This window comes from Oryzicola mucosus (assembly GCF_014534685.1).
GTDB classification, from domain to species: Bacteria; Pseudomonadota; Alphaproteobacteria; order Rhizobiales; family Rhizobiaceae; genus Oryzicola; species Oryzicola mucosus.
Genome location: NZ_JACVVX010000002.1, coordinates 281,164 through 296,963, shown reverse-complemented (window position 1 = coordinate 296,963; position 15,800 = coordinate 281,164). Strand labels below are relative to the sequence as shown.

The following is a 15,800-nucleotide window of genomic DNA, read 5'->3' as shown; positions in this document are numbered from 1 at the left end:
ATTGCGATAAGCGGTTTGTTCCTGGCGACAGCTCTGGCGGCGCCGGAGACGACGGTGTTGCCCAGAAGCGCCCCTATACCGGAGCAAGCCGACCGCCCGGACGAAAAGCCTGAGCCGCCCGCACAGGCTCCCGCCGATAGCGCGCAACCGCCGCTGCCGACACCCAAGCCGGAAGACACAGCCAAACCGGACGACAAGGACGCTCCAGAGCCTGAACAAGAGGCCGAAGAAGCTGAGCCCGACGAAGACGAATCCATGCTTCCCGATCCGCGCTCGACCCTTCCGATGGCAGAGACCATGCCCAAAGATGCCAAGGCCTGCCGGGTTCGTCTCAAGGAGATCGGCGTGGACTTCGAAGACGGCCAGGCTTCCGAGAATGATCCCGCCGGCTGCGCCCTGCCCTTTCCGCTCAGCCTCAAGAGCTTCGGCAAAGACATAGAGGTCGAACCCGGCCTGATCGTCACCTGCGGCTTGGCCGAACGGGCTGCGCGTTTCATCTCGGATACCGTTCAGCCCATTGCCAAGAAGACGTTGAACAAGACCGTCAGCGGTATTGCGCAGGCTTCAGGCTATGTCTGCCGCCCGCGCAACGGCACCCGCAAACTGTCTGAGCATGCGTTCGGCAACGCCTTCGATATTGCCGGCTTCAACTTCTCGGATGGCACGAGCCTCGAAGTCGGCAAGGAAAGCGCGGGAGCCGAGAAAACCTTTGTCGAGGAGGTGCGCAAAGCGGCGTGCGGACCTTTCAAGACCGTTCTGGGTCCCGGCAGCGATGCCGACCACGCCAGCCATTTGCACCTAGATCTCGCCATACGGCGCAATGGCGGCACTTTTTGCCAGTAAGCGCGCCCCAGTTTCGCCGTATCGGTAAACGGCGGCGCTGATCATTCCTTTACTCTTGGCCGCTAGTCTTTGTCTTTAAAAGGCAAGGAACCAGTGGCATGGCCGCACAATCCCGCGCCGCCAATCCGGCTGGGCGCTTCCGGCGGGCACGCATTTCGCTCTTGATTGCCGGCACGGTTCTGGCCGGGCTGGCCGTTTCGGCCTGCACCACCGGCGATGTCTTTTCGCTTGAGCCCGCCGTCGATGTCGGCACCCAGACGGCCGCGGTTGTTGTGCCCGAGCAGCCTGTGCCGGCTCCGATTGAGGTCGCGCCGGTCGACGTCGCCCCTGTTCAGCCTGATCCTGTCGAAGTCGCTCCGGTTCAGCCCTATCCCACCGAGCCCGCACCAGTCCAAGCAGCAACGCCGCGAGCCGGCGTCGGCATGCAGACGCTTGTGCCGTCGAACCCGATGATGGTTGCCTACCCGCCTGTGCAGAACCCGACGCGTTCTGCGCCCACAAACGCGCTGAACGCCGACGACGTGGAGTGCCGCAGGGATTTGAAGAAACTCGGCGTTGTCTATCGCGAACTCGGCCGCGTCGGCAACGGCGGCGGGGGCGGCGGCTGCGGCATCGACAACGCCGTTCAGGTGTCGTCGATCAACGGCGTCAAAATCAGTCCGGCGGCCACATTGACCTGCGACATGGCGTCCAGCCTCGGCATGTGGACCCGGCGCGAACTCGTACCGGCGGCGCGCCTGCGCTATTGGTCGGGCGTCAAGACGATCCATCAGGGATCGAGCTACTCCTGCCGCCGCATCGCCGGCAGCCGCACCCTCTCCGCCCATGGCGAGGGCAACGCGATCGACATCATGCGCATCGAGCTCAACAATGGCAGCGACATCGAAGTGCGCAAGCCAGGCCTGTTCGCCTTCCGCCAGCGCGGCCTGCTCAACACGGTGCGCGCCGACGGGTGCCAGTATTTCACCACCGTGCTTGGGCCGGGCTACAACGCCGCCCATGCCGACCACTTCCATTTCGACCTGATGAAGCGCCGAAACGGATACCGCGCCTGCAAATAGCTTTGTGCCGGAACAGCGGCAGGCAGCGTCACGAGCCTGCAATGCTCTTGTGAACTGATCCTGGAAACGCCACTATGCTTGCTCTTGCACTCTTCCCTAGGGTGCGGGCCTGATGTTATTGAGACCAGATGTTATACCTTGAAATTGCGATCGTTGCCGTCCTCATTTGCGTGAACGGCCTGCTGGCCATGTCAGAACTTGCGATCGTTTCCTCGCGGCCAGCGCGTCTCAAGGCGATGGTCGACAAACAGGTTAGCGGCGCGGCAAAGGCCCTCGAGCTCGGTGCCAATCCAGGCAAATTTCTGTCCAGCGTCCAGATCGGCATCACGCTGGTCGGCGTGCTGTCGGGTGCATTTTCGGGCGCCACGCTCGGTCAGCGCCTGGCGGAAACGCTGGTTCTGGCGGGCCTGAGCCAGACGACGGCGAATGCACTTGGCGTCGCTGTCGTCGTCGCTCTGATCACCTACGCCTCGCTCATCATCGGCGAACTCGTGCCCAAGCAGATCGCTTTGCGCGACCCCGAACGCGTCGCGTCGAAGGTGGCGCCGACCATGGCGTTGATTGCCATAGTCGCGGCACCCCTTGTCTGGCTGCTCGACATCTCCGGCCGTTCGGTTCTCTGGCTGCTCGGCCAACGCGGCGAATCCGACGAAAAGGTCACCGATGAGGAAATCAAGATGCTTGTGGCCGAAGCCGAGCATCACGGCACCATCGAATCCGACGAACGCCGCATGATTGCCGGCGTCATGCGCCTCGGCGACCGTGCCGTCCGGGCGGTGATGACGCCACGCACCGATGTCGACTGGCTCAACCTGGAAGCCGACGAGGAAACGCTGCGTCAGCTGCTGATCGGAACCCAGCATTCCCGCCTTCCGGTGGGCGAAGGCAGCGTCGATTCGATGATCGGCGTGATCCAGACGCGCGAGCTGCTTGCCACCCTGCTGCAGGGCGAGCCCTTCGATCCGCGCAAGCATGTCCGCAGTGCGCCCATCGCCCATGACCAGGCCGATGCGCTCGATGTGCTCTCGACGCTGAAGCAGTCCGATGTGCCGATGGCGCTGGTGCATGACGAGTATGGCCACTTCGAAGGCATCGTCACCCCGGCCGATATATTGGAGGCCATCACAGGCGTGTTCCGCGCCGACCTGGACGAGAACGATTCCGAGAATGCGGTGCAACGCGAAGACGGTTCGTGGCTGCTGGCCGGCTACATGCCGGCGGACGAGATGGGCGAATTGCTGGGCATCGAGGTGCCGGAAAATCGCGAATATGAAACCCTGGCCGGTTATGTCCTGGCGCAGCTGCACCACCTGCCCGTCACGGGAGAGACGGTGGACGCCCAGGGCTGGCGCTTCGAGGTGGTCGATCTCGACGGACGCCGCATCGACAAGGTTCTGGCGAGAGAACTCCCCATCGTTTGATCGGCAGAGCCTGGTTTCGACAGGCCCTGCCTTGTTCAGCTCACGAACAAGTCAAGCGGCCTGCGCCTTCAACTCGGAAGTGCGGGCATCGCGCAACGCCTTGCTCCACCAGGCGATGTCTTCGAGCAATGCTTTGCCGGCCTGGTTGAGGTGGTCGAGCGTCTCCATCGCGGCGCCGCCCTGGATCGTGACGTAGTCGGGCCAGAGGATATGAACGCCGGCTTTTACGGGCGCCATCTGCATCTCGACCGCGATCATCCGAAGATGTTCGATTGCGCGCGCGCCGCCGACACCGCCATAGCCGACGAATCCGGCGGGCTTGCGGAAGATTTGCGGTCCGGCATAGTCGAATGCGTTCTTCAGCACGCTCGACGGCGCATGGTTGTATTCGGCCGCAGTGAAGATATAGCCGTCGAACGTGTCGAGTTTGGCTTGCCAGCGTTGAGCATGTTCGTTCTTGGAAGGCCCCCATACCGGCGACGTCGGCTCGGCAAAGTGCGGCATCGGATAATCCTTGAGGTCGACGAGTTCCGCCTCGATATCGCCGCGCGCATTGGCGAGATCGACGATCCAGCGCGCCGGTTTTTCGGCAAAGCGGTTCTCGCGGATCGAACCGACAACGACGGCAATCTTGACTTTAGCGTTCGGCATGCGTTTTCTCCATTCGCATTGTGGTATAAAAAGGATACCGACGCTATTTATGTTACCTGGTCGAAACCGCGCAAGAAGGCACTTTTATGAAACCAAGGCACCTGCACTTAAGCGAAGACTGCCGGGCGGTCAGCGATATCCTGCAGCATATCGGCGACAAGTGGACCGTTCTGGTGGTGAGCACGCTGGGCGGGGGAACGCTGCGGTTCAATGAACTGCGCCATGCCGTCGGCGGTATCTCTCAGAAGATGCTGACGACGACGCTGCGCGGCCTCGAACGCGATGGTTTCGTGACGCGAACCGTCCATCCGACCATCCCGCCGAAGGTGGAGTACGAACTGACCGATCTCGGCCGAGAATTGCTGGTGCCGGTCAGCGCATTGGGCACTTGGGCGCGCGGCAACATCGACCGCGTGCAGGCCGCGCGGATCCGATTCGACCTGTCCCGCGAGGAGGCTTAATCTATTCAGCCGGGATCGGAGACGGCTTGCCGTCCTTGTCCAGCGCCACCATGATGAAGTCAGCCTCGGTGACCTTCTCCATCACATCCGACAGATAGCGCTGCGCCCATGCCTGCAGTTTGAGCGTCATCGAGGTCCGACCGACACGCTCGATATGGGTGTAGATGCACAGCGTATCGCCGATCTTCATCGGCTTGGCGAAGGACATTTCCTTCACCGCCGCCGTCACCACGCGGCCCTTGGCCCGCTCGGCAGCACGGATGCCGCATGCAAGATCCATCTGTGCCATGACCCAGCCGCCGAAAATGTCACCGGCGGCATTGGCATCCGCCGGCATCGCCAGCGTGCGCAGCGTCAGTTCGCCTACCGGCCTGCCTTCGACATACTGAACCATGGTGCCTCCCTTTGTGCGCGGCATGCAAGCGTCGGCCTTTGCTAGCCGTCTGCCGGGAAACGCGCAAGCAGGCGTCCGCGACATGGAGATTTCCGCTCATCTCGCAGTGCCGAAAATATGCCGGAACAATCCGTTGTATCATCTGCCGGATTCAACTCCGCAGCAGCTTGAATCGGAGTTTCACGGATGCGAGACATCACTTGAACAGCGGGTGGCGCTATCTCGGCCCCTCGCGAAGCTCCGCAACGGGCAGTGATGCTTAGAAGCCTATCTTCAGCGTTTCCCAGAACCGCTTGAGAATCTCACCATCGGCGGCATTGTTGTCCTGGTCGATCCGGGTGACGACAAGCACGCCGCGATCTTCTTCGCCATAGCTGACGATCTCATAGTCGATGGTTTCAGTACGGCTGGTTTCGCTGGCAGTCAGTCCCTTGAGCTGCTTTCCGTCGGACAGGGTGCGCGTCGCCGGTTGCTGCGAAACTTTTGCTCCGGCGCGGATTCCGTCCTGCGTCAGCTGCTGCAGCATCAGCTGGTCAAGCGATGTGGGATCGAGTGTCCTATATTCCTGGAGGATGATCAGCGTGCCGAGCGCAGTCGCCAGAAGATGCTGATCGATGGTCTTGTCGATCTCAGACCGTCCCACCGTGGTGCCTGCCGGATGTTCGAAGGCGAAGCTCTCGCCGGCATAGCGCGCGAACGGGTTGCGTTCGAGCTTGACCGTCGCCTTTTGGCCGTCCGGCAGGTCCACCTCGACGCTGTCGCCCGCATCGATCTGGTAGTCGCGGCCGCCGATGCTCAGCGTATAAGCCTTCGTATCGGCGGCGGCCAAGACCGTTGCCGACAGTATGAAAGCGGCTGCAAGCAGGATTCGGCTCATTCATCACGTCCTTTTCTCGTTATTCCGCCGCCAGACTAGGCGAACATCCTGATGGCTGTGTAACGAAAAGCTCCGCAACAGTGGAAAGCACACAGGAAACCGACATCTCAGGAGCCATAGTTCTCCTGCCGGCTCGTGGCCCATCGTCATGGCCAACGGCATCACCTTTGTGATTATCAGCGTCGAGCTGCGTTACGGCTGAGCGTCGGCGCCGATCTTCCGAACCAGCGAGGCGGTTGCCAGCATCGCGCTGAGATCGGCGATCATCGGTTCGACATGCAGCGTGTAGTCGATCGGCTCCGTCGCCGGCGGCAGCTCGAAGAAGTTCTTGCGCAGCGGCAGCAGCAGAAAACCGTCCTTGCCATTCAGCGCGACGCGCGCTGGCTCTTCGGGCCACGCCTCGGCGAGCCAGTCCAGCGCCTTCGGCAATTGTCCCGTCACCAGAGGCTGCGCCGCCTGCGGGTTGTCGGTCAGGAAGGCGTAGGACGCATCCAACCCCGCCACACCGCTCTCCACCGGTTCGAGGCTGCGCGCGAACAGGCCGCGCAGGAAACCCGTCTGCCGTTCCAGCTTCCGCGTGGCCACCAGAACACCGGGAAACGGCACGACCAGTTCGAACGCGACGACCACGCCCTTGAAAGCAACATCCAGCGACTTGCCTGAACCCTTCGTCAGCCGAGCCTCGTAAAGCTCGAAGCCGAAATCTTCGTAGCGTCCCGCAATGACGTCATCGAAGCTCTCGCCGTCGAAATCTCCCGCCACCTCGCGCGGCATGCGGGCAAAGGACGACGGTTTGCTGCCACGGCCGATACGCACTTCCGGCAGAAAACCAAAAGCGGCCGACAGGATCGCCAGCCGCTGGCTCTGCCGCAGCGAAGGGTCGAGCCGGCTGGTCCAGTAGTAGACGGCATAAGCCAGCACGAAGGCGCCGACATAGAGAAACACATGCAGCGGTGAGAACCATTGCTCGGCAGGATCGGCATAGACGTTGAAGACAAGAGACAGCGCGACGACGCCAACGATCAGCCAGAAACCGGCTACGAAAGGCAGCCAGCGGGTTCGGCGCTGTGCGGCGGCGCGTTCGGCTTCCAGTCTCGAAATGACATCCTTGATGCCGGCGACCGCTGCGTCGTGCGGAAGGAAATCTGCTGCCGCCATTCCTGCCTCCCTGTTTGGTCGTTCCGATCTAACATGGAAGCGGCAAGCGAGATACCGGACGTATTGAGATCACTCACCACAGCCGCATCCTGACACCCTCCTGTCAGTATGCGGCATTTCCACATCCTGTCCCCGCCGCCGACCCTTTCCATTTCGCGAGACTCTCACCATATTCGCGGCATGGCCAAAGCTCCTGAAAAGAAAACACCTGCGAAGGTGTCAGAAGACCGTTCGGCGCCGCGCAAGCGGGGCAGTCCGGTGACGGATTATCTCGATGCCTCCGAGCCGCTGCATCGCGGCGGCGGGTTCGAAGAGGCGGCACAGGCAGAGTTCACCGGCGCGCCGCTGTCCGGCTCGATCTCGGACTGGGCCGAACAGATCGCGCGCGAAGCCGAGCAGGAAGGTTTGTCCCCACGGGCAAAGGGCGGCGAAAAGAGCAGCAAGACGAAGAAAATCCCTGAGCGTTCCGCTGCACCGACGCGCAGCGCGCGCGGCACGTCGATGGGTGGCGCCGCCTCGCCGAAGGAGCGTGCGGCGGCTGGTCTCAACCCCGTTGCCGGGCTGGACATCAGCCTCGAAGATGCCGAGTCGCTGTCCTCGGACGGTGTCACGGCAACCGTCGCGGCCCTGTCGGCGCTGATCGAAAGCGGCAATCCGCTGCACAAGAACGGCAAGATCTGGACACCCCACCGCCCGGCCCGACCCGAGAAGTCGGAAGGCGGCATTCAGATCGTCATGAAGTCGGAATTCGAGCCGGCGGGCGACCAGCCGACCGCGATCCGCGACCTGGTCGAGGGCGTCAACGAGCATGAGCGCACCCAGGTGCTGCTCGGTGTTACCGGCTCCGGCAAGACCTTCACCATGGCCAAGGTGATCGAGCAGACGCAGCGCCCCGCCCTCATCCTGGCGCCGAACAAGACGCTCGCTGCCCAGCTCTATGGCGAGTTCAAGAACTTCTTCCCCGACAATGCGGTGGAGTATTTCGTTTCCTATTACGACTACTACCAGCCGGAAGCCTATGTGCCGCGCACCGATACCTTCATCGAGAAGGAATCGACCATCAACGAGCAGATCGACCGCATGCGCCACTCGGCGACGCGCTCGCTGCTGGAGCGCGACGACGTTATCATCGTTGCCTCGGTGTCCTGCATCTACGGTATCGGCTCGGTCGAAACCTACACCGCCATGACCTTCCAGATGCAGATCGGCGACCGGCTCGACCAGCGGCAGCTTCTCGCCGATCTCGTGGCGCAGCAGTACAAGCGGCAGGACATCAACTTCGTGCGCGGCTCCTTCCGCGTACGCGGCGACACCATCGAGATCTTCCCCGCCCACCTTGAAGACAGGGCCTGGCGCATCTCGCTGTTCGGCGACGAGATCGAGTCGATCGTGGAGTTCGATCCGCTGACGGGACACAAGACCGGCGAACTGAAAAGCGTGAAGATCTACGCCAATTCGCACTATGTCACGCCGCGCCCCACGCTCAACCAGGCCACCAAGTCGATCAAGGAGGAGCTGAAGGGCAGACTGGTCGAACTGGAGCGGGCGGGCCGCCTGCTCGAGGCGCAACGGCTCGAGCAGCGCACGCGTTTCGACCTGGAGATGCTGGAGGCAACCGGCTCCTGCGCCGGCATCGAAAACTATTCCCGTTACCTCACGGGCCGTCAGCCCGGCGATCCGCCACCGACCCTGTTCGAATACATCCCCGACAACGCGCTCGTCTTCATCGATGAAAGCCACGTCACCGTCCCGCAGATCGGCGGCATGTACCGGGGCGACTTCCGCCGCAAGGCGACGCTGGCCGAATACGGCTTCCGCTTGCCCTCCTGCATGGACAACCGTCCGCTGCGCTTCGAGGAGTGGGACGCAATGCGCCCGCTCACTGTGGCGGTCTCCGCCACCCCCAGCACCTGGGAGATGGAACAGGCCGGCGGCGTGTTCGCCGAGCAGGTCATCCGGCCGACCGGACTGATCGATCCGCCCGTCGAGGTCCGACCGGCGAAAAACCAGGTCGATGACGTGGTCGGCGAAATCCGCGAGACCAGCAAAGCCGGCTACCGCAGCCTGGTCACTGTGCTGACCAAGCGCATGGCCGAGGATTTGACCGAGTATCTGCACGAGCAGGGTATTCGCGTACGCTACATGCACTCAGATATCGACACGCTGGAACGCATCGAGATCATCCGCGACCTCAGGCTTGGCGCCTTTGACGTGCTCGTCGGCATCAACCTGCTGCGCGAGGGTCTCGACATTCCCGAATGCGGCTTCGTGGCGATCCTCGATGCCGACAAGGAAGGCTTCCTGAGGTCGGAAACGTCGCTGATCCAGACCATCGGCCGCGCGGCGCGCAATGTCGACGGCAAGGTCATCCTCTATGCCGACAAAGTCACAGGCTCGATGGAACGCGCCATGGCCGAGACCGGCCGCCGCCGCGAAAAACAGGTCGCCTATAATGAGGCTCATGGCATCACGCCGGAAAGCGTGAAGTCGCGCATCGCCGACATTCTCGACTCGGTCTACGAGAAAGATCATGTCCGCGCCGACATCTCGCAGTTCACCGACGATGCGGGCGCTATGATGGGCAACAATCTCAAGGCCCATCTCGAGGCGCTGGAAAAGCAGATGCGCAACGCCGCGGCCGATCTCGATTTCGAGAAAGCCGCCCGCATCCGCGACGAGATCAAGCGGCTGCGCGACATGGAACTGGCGATCTCCGACGATCCGCTGGCCAAATATGCCGACATGGAAAGCCCCGTCTCCGGCCGGGAAAAGGGCAAGCACAACAAGGGCCGCGCTATCCATCGCGCGGTCGGAGACGACGGCAAGCAATCCTTGTTCGGCAAACCGTCGCTCGACAATATGGGCCCCGGCACCGATATGGAACAGCCGGCCGGCGCGGTCTCACGATCGCTGTTCAAGAAGAACAGCCTCGACGAGATGACGGTGCGACGCACGGAAAAGCCGGTCGAAGGCCCCAGGCCGACACCGATCAAGGGAGCCGACGATGCCAAGCCGGTGCGCCGGGAGCGCGCTGGCATCGGCTCCTACGAGGACCCCGCCGATGCCGCGCGGCAGAAGCGCAAGCCGGGGAAGTCTGGGCGCCCGGGCCGATAAATTGTAAAAGGCGCCGAAGTCAGATGACTTCGGCGCCTTTTTGGTAAGCAAGCTGCATTGCTGCAGGAATGTCGTTCTTCAGCAAGGTCCGCGGTCGATAACCCGGAACCCGGCTGCATCGGCCTCGCACGCATTGCCGAAGGTCTGCAGCGAACGGCCGCGCTGGGCGCAAACCGGACGGTATTCCCGCGTGCAGAATTGCGGCGCCGGCTCGGGACGCGGCGGGCGTGGACCGGGGAATGGGCTTGGGCCTGGCCAAGGGCCGGGTCCAGGGCGTATTCCTCCGCCACGACATTGGCCGCCGTGAACGATCCGGAACCCGGCGCGATCGGCCTCGCAAGGGTTGGCGAAGGTTGTGCGGTCGCCGCGCCGTTCGCCGCAGACCGGCTGATACTCGCGCGTACAGAATTGCGGACCAGGCCCCGGTCGAGGCGGACGAGGCCCCGGTCCTTGCCCTTCGTCGACGACGACCGTACAGCCGGCCAGCACCATGGAAAGCGAAAAGGCAACCGCGCCCGTCCGCACGATAGTCCTCAAATTCGGCCTCATAATCCCTCTCCTATTTCCCGCCAGCGAATAACGCGCCAGCGGCAAGTTCGATCCTGCAGCGGATAGAAGACTTTGCAAAGTCACGACTTGCACGATGCTGAAATGATCGACCGCGTTGCCAGCTTTGATCGCTGTACCTATCGATGCCGCGATCTGGCTGATATTCATATGGAACGAAAGGACTATAAGGAGGACGCTGGAGCTTGCTGAACTCTAACATCCAAGTGCTTGCCAGCCCTATATTTCCGTGCAATAAATATCGTGTTCGGGCATTTGCTGACCCGGAGACTGGAACGTTTTGCGCGACCCTATCCCCGACACTGTGAATCTCTGACGGCCCCGTTTAGGCGGGGGGTATATTGTGCGCGAATGCATGACCGCCAAAGCAACCACCGGGATGTTACTCCGACGGCAGGCGGAGATCGTCCCAACCTACCAAACGGGTGAAGGAGTTCTCCCAAATGGCCCAGACCGGCACCGTAAAGTTCTTCAACGCGACTAAAGGCTTCGGCTTCATCACCCCGGACGACGGCGCCAAGGATGTGTTCGTCCACATCTCCGCGATCGAAAAGTCCGGCCTCCGCACGCTTCTCGACGGCCAGAAGGTTACCTTCGACGTCGAGCCGGACCGCATGGGCAAAGGCCCCAAGGCGGTTAATCTGCGCGCGGCTTAAGCTGACCAAACATCGTCTTTGAAAGGCGCGACGGGCCTCCGTTGCGCCTTTTTCTTTTTGAGACATGTATAGAGCAGGCAATTGCTTATTTCTTATGCTGATTTGAAACCCATCCTGGCCTCGACACTTACGCCGTCTTGAGGCCCCAAGGGTTTCGTCCGCTTTTTTGATCGAGGTGCCGTTGATCGGCACGACTATATTGACGCGGAAGTGCATCAAAGTTTCGCTTGCCCAACCCAAAAAAATAAAGGACAAATTTCTACTTCGAGTTCCAGCGGGCTCGTTGAACTATCGTTGGGTAAAAGGAGTTTCCCAATGCCGCAGACCGGCACTGTCAAATTCTTCAATCACGCCAAAGGCTTCGGCTTCATCACGCCGGACGATGGCGCCAAGGACGTCTTCGTGCATATCTCCGCAGTGCAGGCATCTGGATTGCCCGGATTGGAAGACGGACAAAAAGTGACCTTCGACACCGAACCTGACAAGCGCGGCAAGGGTCCGAAGGCGGTAAACCTGACAGTGGGCTGAGCCGGGCCGGCTCGCCTTTCGCGCCGTCGCCAGACGGCGATCCGAAGGAAACTCCGGGCGGGACGCGCACCGGATACATGTGTTCATGTTCAAAGACGGTCGTAGTCTTTTCAAGCACGGCAATCCCGCCAATTCGTGACGGTCGCGACTAGCCTTTGCCGACAGGCCTTGCTCTCGTCCCTTCAGCTATCCGCCGGCCCTGACATAGCAGGCACTCTTTTGTTCAGCTTGCGTTCAGATAGAAACGGATACTTTTGTCCTCAGTGATCGAACGCGTTGCGCGGTCGCGAAGGAGACAAAACCATGAACCGCTTTTTGAAGACCGCCGTTTTGGGAACCGCAGTCGCGGCGTCCACGCTGACTGCCCTGTCGGCTGCTTATGCCGGCGATGGCTGGCGCAGGCATTACCGCGACTACGACAGGCCGCGCTACGAATACCGGCACCGCAACAACAATGGCGATGCCCTGGCCGCGGGCGTGCTCGGTCTCGCCGCAGGCGCGTTGATCGTCGGCGCGCTCAACAACCAGCGTGCGCCCGATCCGGATTATTACGATCCTCCGCTGCGCCGTGCGCCAATCCAGCGCCCTGCTCCGGTTCGCAATTACTATCCGGTTGCTCCACAACCCGGCTATTCCGGCGGCTATGCAAGCTACCGGCCCTCGATCGAGCCCTGGACGCCGGAGTGGTACGCCTATTGCCAGGATCGCTATCGCAGCTTCCAGCCGCGCTCCGGCACCTTCACCGGCTATGACGGCCAGCAGCATTTCTGCGTCGCCAACTGACGCGGCCGGCCAAAGACATTCCTGCCTGACTGGCGGCGCCATTCCTCGGAGTGCGCCGCCTCTTTTTTCGATCAGACCAGAAACGGGTTGCCGCGCCGTTCGTCCCCGAAACGGCTGCCCGGCCCGTGGCCGCAGATGAAGCCGATATCGTCGCCAAGCGGCAAGAGTTTCTCCTTGATCGACCGGATCAGCGCCGCATGGTCGCCGCCGGGCAGATCGGTACGCCCGATCGAGCCGCGAAACAGCACATCGCCGACATGCGCGAACTTGGCCGCGCGATTGTAGAACACGACATGGCCGGGTGCGTGGCCGGGGCAGTGCAGAACCTCGAAGACATGGGAACCGAAGGACACCGTCTCGCCCTCGGCAAGCCAGCGGTCGGGCACGCAGTTCTGCACGGCACCTGGAAAGCCGAAGCGTTTGCCCTGTTCTTCGATATTGTCCAGCAGCGGCTTGTCCGCCTCATGTGGCCCGATGATATCGACCCCAAGTGCAGCCTTCAGTTCCATGGCGCCGCCGGCATGATCGATATGGCCATGCGTGATCCAGATCGCCTCGGCCTTGATCTTGTTTTCAGTCAGCGCCGCAAGGATCTGGTCGACGTCGCCGCCCGGATCGACCACCACGCCGACTTTGTCTTCGGTATCGAACAGGATCGTGCAGTTTTGCTGAAAGGCTGTGACGGGAATGACGCCGGCATTGAGTTGGCCCATAGGCTTGTTTCTCCTTGTATCTCGTCGAGGGAGATAGGCTGCTTCAGCACGAACGTCCACCCAAACGCCGCCCTTGAAGTCCGAGCCAGCGGCCGTTCCAAGCGTCGATGCACGCCGGACGCAACGAAAAGGGCGGCCGAAGCCGCCCTTGGGTAAGTGCTATTCCAAGCATTCCTACTCGGCAGCGATGGCGTGTTTCGGCTGAACCGCGTTGTTGTAGTCGAGCATCAGTGTCTTGGCGATTTCGCCGACCTCGAAACGGTACTGCCCGATTTCGGAGACCGGCGTGACTTCGGCCGCAGTACCCGTCAGGAAGCACTGCTCGAACCCTTCGAGTTCTTCCGGCTGGATCGCGCGCTCGATGACCTCCAGGCCGCGATCCTTCGCCAGACCGATGACCGTGCGGCGGGTGATGCCGTCGAGGAAGCAATCTGCCTTCGGCGTGTGGATCTTGCCGTCCTTGACGAAGAACACGTTTGCGCCGGTGGCTTCGGCCACCTGGCCGCGCCAGTCCAGCATCAGCGCATCGGCATAACCCTTGGCTTCCGCCGCATGCTTGGAGATGGTGCAGATCATGTAGAGACCGGCGGCCTTCGAACGCGACGGTGCGGTTTTCGGGTCCGGGCGGCGATATTCCGCCATGTCGAGGCGGATGCCCTTCAGCTTCTGCGCCGGATCGAAATAGCTCGGCCACTGCCAGATGGCGATCGCGCAATGGATCGTGTTGTGCTGAGCCGACACGCCCATCTGCTCACTGCCGCGCCATGCGATGGGACGGACATAGGCGTCGCGGAAGCCCTGCATCTTCAGCAACTCGCGGCAGGCGTCGTCAATCTGCGCCACGCTGTAGGGAATGGTGAAGCCCAGGATGCGCGCGGACTCGTGCAGGCGCTCGGTATGCTCGGTCAGCTTGAAGATTTCCCCGCCATAGGCGCGTTCGCCCTCGAACACTCCGCTTGCATAATGCAGGCCATGCGTGAGTACGTGAATCTTCGCATCCGCCCAGCGAACGAACTGGCCGTCCATCCATATATGACCATCGAGCTGATCAAAGGGAACCGATGACATTTTCGTAACCTCCCGCGGGTACCAGGCCCGCAAAGCATTTATCGTTGTTGAACCGTCGCCGGACCAAGGTCTGGTGAGGCGAAGCGTAGGCGGTCAGAAAAGATATGGCAAACTTATGATCTTGCGGAAAATACCGGGTGCCATGCCTTTTCGTTCGCAATCCGCCGAAAAGCTTGGCAGAAATTACGAGATCAGCTAATTTATGTCAACACTGCTGACATAAATTCCATCAGACTTGGAAAACGCATGAAAGAACGCAAGGGCGCCTCAGATGAGCCCATCCGTATGCCAATAACGATCGAGGAGGGTATCGACTTCTCGATTATCGAGCTGATGTTCTTCGCCTATCGCGATTTTACCTCCGACCCCGACGAGATTCTGGCCGACTACGGCTTCGGGCGGGCGCACCATCGGGTCGTGCACTTCGTCAACCGCTTGCCGGGGCTGACGGTTGCCGAACTTCTGGAGGTCCTGCAGATCACCAAGCAGAGCCTGGCGCGGGTTCTCAAGCAGCTGATCGACACCGGCCATATCGTTCAGGTCCAGGGGCTTCGCGACCGAAGGCAGCGGGAATTGTACCCCACCGCCAAAGGGCGTAACTTTCTCCTCATGCTGGCGCGGCCACAGTCGCGCCGCATCCATGCGGCATTGGAAGGCGAGAGCGCGGCCGGACGGCTGTCGATCGAGCGGTTCCTGAAGGGCATGGTCAATCCCGAACTGAGGGCGCAGATCGACCACCTGCCCGGAAACATGTCAGGGAAAGACGATGGAAAACAATGAAGCTTCCGGCCAGACGGCTCCCCTCAGCGACGACGCGCCGCATCTTCTGGTCGTCGACGACGACACCCGGATTCGCAACCTGCTCAAGCAATATCTGACCGAGAACGGCTTTCGCGTAACGGTGGCGGGCAATGCCTCCGAGGCGCGTAAAAAGCTTGCCGGCCTCGACTTCGACCTGCTCATCGTCGACGTAATGATGCCGGGCGAAAGCGGCGTGGATCTGACCAAATCCCTGCGCGAGCAGAAGACCGTACCCATCCTGATGCTGACGGCGCTGTCGGAAACCGACAGCCGCATCACCGGCTTGGAGGCCGGCGCCGACGACTATTTGCCAAAACCTTTCGACCCCCGTGAACTGATCCTGCGCATCAACAACATCCTGCGTCGCGGCGGCCCGGCCACAACCCCAAAGGTCGAGCAACTGGTGTTCGGTCCCTATACGTTCCAGATCGCGCGGCGCGAGCTCAAGCGGGGCGGCGATGCGTTGAAACTGACGGAGCGCGAGCAGGAGATTCTGGCCATCTTCGCGGCTCGGGCCGGCGAGACCATCCCGCGTCACGAACTTGTGACCGGCGACACCGATGTCGGCGAACGCACAATCGACGTTCAGATCAACAGGTTGCGGCGAAAAATCGAGCGTGACCCTGCCAATCCGGTATGGCTTCAGACCGTGCGCGGTATTGGGTATCGGCTCAGCGTGGAATAGACTTGTGCCGGGCGGCTGA

General features: G+C 61.6%; 17 protein-coding genes. 10 read left to right on the top strand and 7 right to left on the bottom strand.

Translation table 11 applies throughout. The features are described from left to right. Nucleotides 1–54: 54 nt before the first annotated feature. The 3 genes from ICI42_RS07915 to ICI42_RS07900 all read left to right on the top strand — a co-directional run bounded on the left by ICI42_RS07915 (nt 55) and on the right by ICI42_RS07900 (nt 3,325). The gene (locus ICI42_RS07915) at nt 55–843 is read left to right on the top strand and encodes an extensin-like domain-containing protein (RefSeq protein ID WP_330999128.1); all 789 of its coding nucleotides are present in this window, start codon (nt 55–57) and stop codon (nt 841–843) included. Nucleotides 844–941: 98 nt separating this feature from the next. Further along, nucleotides 942–1,904, top strand: a complete 963-nt coding sequence (locus tag ICI42_RS07905) for an extensin-like domain-containing protein (RefSeq protein ID WP_230980219.1) — start codon at nt 942–944, stop codon at nt 1,902–1,904. Between the two features lie 128 nt (nt 1,905–2,032). Next, entirely contained in the window at nt 2,033–3,325 is a 1,293-nt protein-coding gene (locus tag ICI42_RS07900; RefSeq protein ID WP_188164011.1) for a hemolysin family protein, read from the top strand. A 51-nt stretch (nt 3,326–3,376) separates the two neighbouring features. Here the strand turns inward: ICI42_RS07900 and ICI42_RS07895 are convergent, their stop codons facing one another. Then, entirely contained in the window at nt 3,377–3,976 is a 600-nt protein-coding gene (locus ICI42_RS07895) for an NADPH-dependent FMN reductase (protein ID WP_188164010.1), read from the bottom strand. An 86-nt stretch (nt 3,977–4,062) separates the two neighbouring features. Here ICI42_RS07895 and ICI42_RS07890 point away from each other — a divergent pair, with 86 nt between their 5' ends. Beyond that, nucleotides 4,063–4,437 carry a winged helix-turn-helix transcriptional regulator gene (locus ICI42_RS07890; RefSeq protein ID WP_188164009.1) on the top strand — a complete coding sequence of 125 codons (375 nt, stop codon included), beginning with the start codon at nt 4,063–4,065 and terminating at the stop codon, nt 4,435–4,437. A gap of 1 nt (nt 4,438) precedes the next feature. On the opposite strand, the gene ICI42_RS07885 is transcribed toward ICI42_RS07890, so the two are convergent. The 3 genes from ICI42_RS07885 to ICI42_RS07875 form a co-directional block, all read right to left on the bottom strand. Beyond that, the gene (locus ICI42_RS07885) at nt 4,439–4,831 is read right to left on the bottom strand and encodes an acyl-CoA thioesterase (RefSeq protein ID WP_188164008.1); all 393 of its coding nucleotides are present in this window, start codon (nt 4,829–4,831) and stop codon (nt 4,439–4,441) included. 259 nt (nt 4,832–5,090) lie between these two features. Beyond that, a complete protein-coding gene (locus ICI42_RS07880; RefSeq protein WP_188164007.1) occupies nt 5,091–5,708 on the bottom strand; it encodes a hypothetical protein in 618 nt (205 codons plus the stop codon). Between the two features lie 192 nt (nt 5,709–5,900). Continuing rightward, the gene (locus ICI42_RS07875) at nt 5,901–6,866 is read right to left on the bottom strand and encodes a DUF3137 domain-containing protein (RefSeq protein ID WP_188164006.1); all 966 of its coding nucleotides are present in this window, start codon (nt 6,864–6,866) and stop codon (nt 5,901–5,903) included. A gap of 180 nt (nt 6,867–7,046) precedes the next feature. Here ICI42_RS07875 and uvrB point away from each other — a divergent pair, with 180 nt between their 5' ends. Further along, nucleotides 7,047–9,980, top strand: coding sequence for an excinuclease ABC subunit UvrB (uvrB, locus tag ICI42_RS07870; protein WP_188164005.1), 2,934 nt, complete (start codon nt 7,047–7,049; stop codon nt 9,978–9,980). Nucleotides 9,981–10,058: 78 nt separating this feature from the next. Here the strand turns inward: uvrB and ICI42_RS07865 are convergent, their stop codons facing one another. Then, nucleotides 10,059–10,472: a Kazal-type serine protease inhibitor family protein gene (locus tag ICI42_RS07865; RefSeq protein ID WP_330999144.1), complete on the bottom strand. Its 414-nt coding sequence runs from the start codon at nt 10,470–10,472 to the stop codon at nt 10,059–10,061. Nucleotides 10,473–10,990: 518 nt separating this feature from the next. Between ICI42_RS07865 and ICI42_RS07860 the strand changes: the two genes are divergently transcribed. The 3 genes from ICI42_RS07860 to ICI42_RS07850 all read left to right on the top strand — a co-directional run bounded on the left by ICI42_RS07860 (nt 10,991) and on the right by ICI42_RS07850 (nt 12,514). After that, a complete protein-coding gene (locus tag ICI42_RS07860) occupies nt 10,991–11,203 on the top strand; it encodes a cold-shock protein (RefSeq protein ID WP_188164003.1) in 213 nt (70 codons plus the stop codon). 315 nt (nt 11,204–11,518) lie between these two features. Beyond that, entirely contained in the window at nt 11,519–11,731 is a 213-nt protein-coding gene (locus ICI42_RS07855) for a cold-shock protein (RefSeq protein ID WP_024925394.1), read from the top strand. 303 nt (nt 11,732–12,034) lie between these two features. Then, nucleotides 12,035–12,514, top strand: a complete 480-nt coding sequence (locus ICI42_RS07850) for a BA14K family protein (protein ID WP_188164002.1) — start codon at nt 12,035–12,037, stop codon at nt 12,512–12,514. Nucleotides 12,515–12,585: 71 nt separating this feature from the next. Here the strand turns inward: ICI42_RS07850 and ICI42_RS07845 are convergent, their stop codons facing one another. After that, entirely contained in the window at nt 12,586–13,227 is a 642-nt protein-coding gene (locus ICI42_RS07845) for an MBL fold metallo-hydrolase (RefSeq protein ID WP_188164001.1), read from the bottom strand. A 174-nt stretch (nt 13,228–13,401) separates the two neighbouring features. Beyond that, the gene (locus tag ICI42_RS07840; protein WP_188164000.1) at nt 13,402–14,295 is read right to left on the bottom strand and encodes a branched-chain amino acid aminotransferase; all 894 of its coding nucleotides are present in this window, start codon (nt 14,293–14,295) and stop codon (nt 13,402–13,404) included. Nucleotides 14,296–14,541: 246 nt separating this feature from the next. Here ICI42_RS07840 and ICI42_RS07835 point away from each other — a divergent pair, with 246 nt between their 5' ends. Both ICI42_RS07835 and ICI42_RS07830 read left to right on the top strand, forming a co-directional pair. After that, nucleotides 14,542–15,075 (top strand): MarR family winged helix-turn-helix transcriptional regulator, encoded by a 534-nt coding sequence (locus ICI42_RS07835; RefSeq protein WP_188163999.1) that lies wholly within the window; start codon nt 14,542–14,544, stop codon nt 15,073–15,075. Further along, nucleotides 15,062–15,781, top strand: a complete 720-nt coding sequence (locus ICI42_RS07830) for a response regulator (protein WP_188163998.1) — start codon at nt 15,062–15,064, stop codon at nt 15,779–15,781. The genes ICI42_RS07835 and ICI42_RS07830 overlap by 14 nt, the downstream gene beginning before the upstream one ends. The last annotated feature ends 19 nt before the right edge of the window (nt 15,782–15,800 follow it).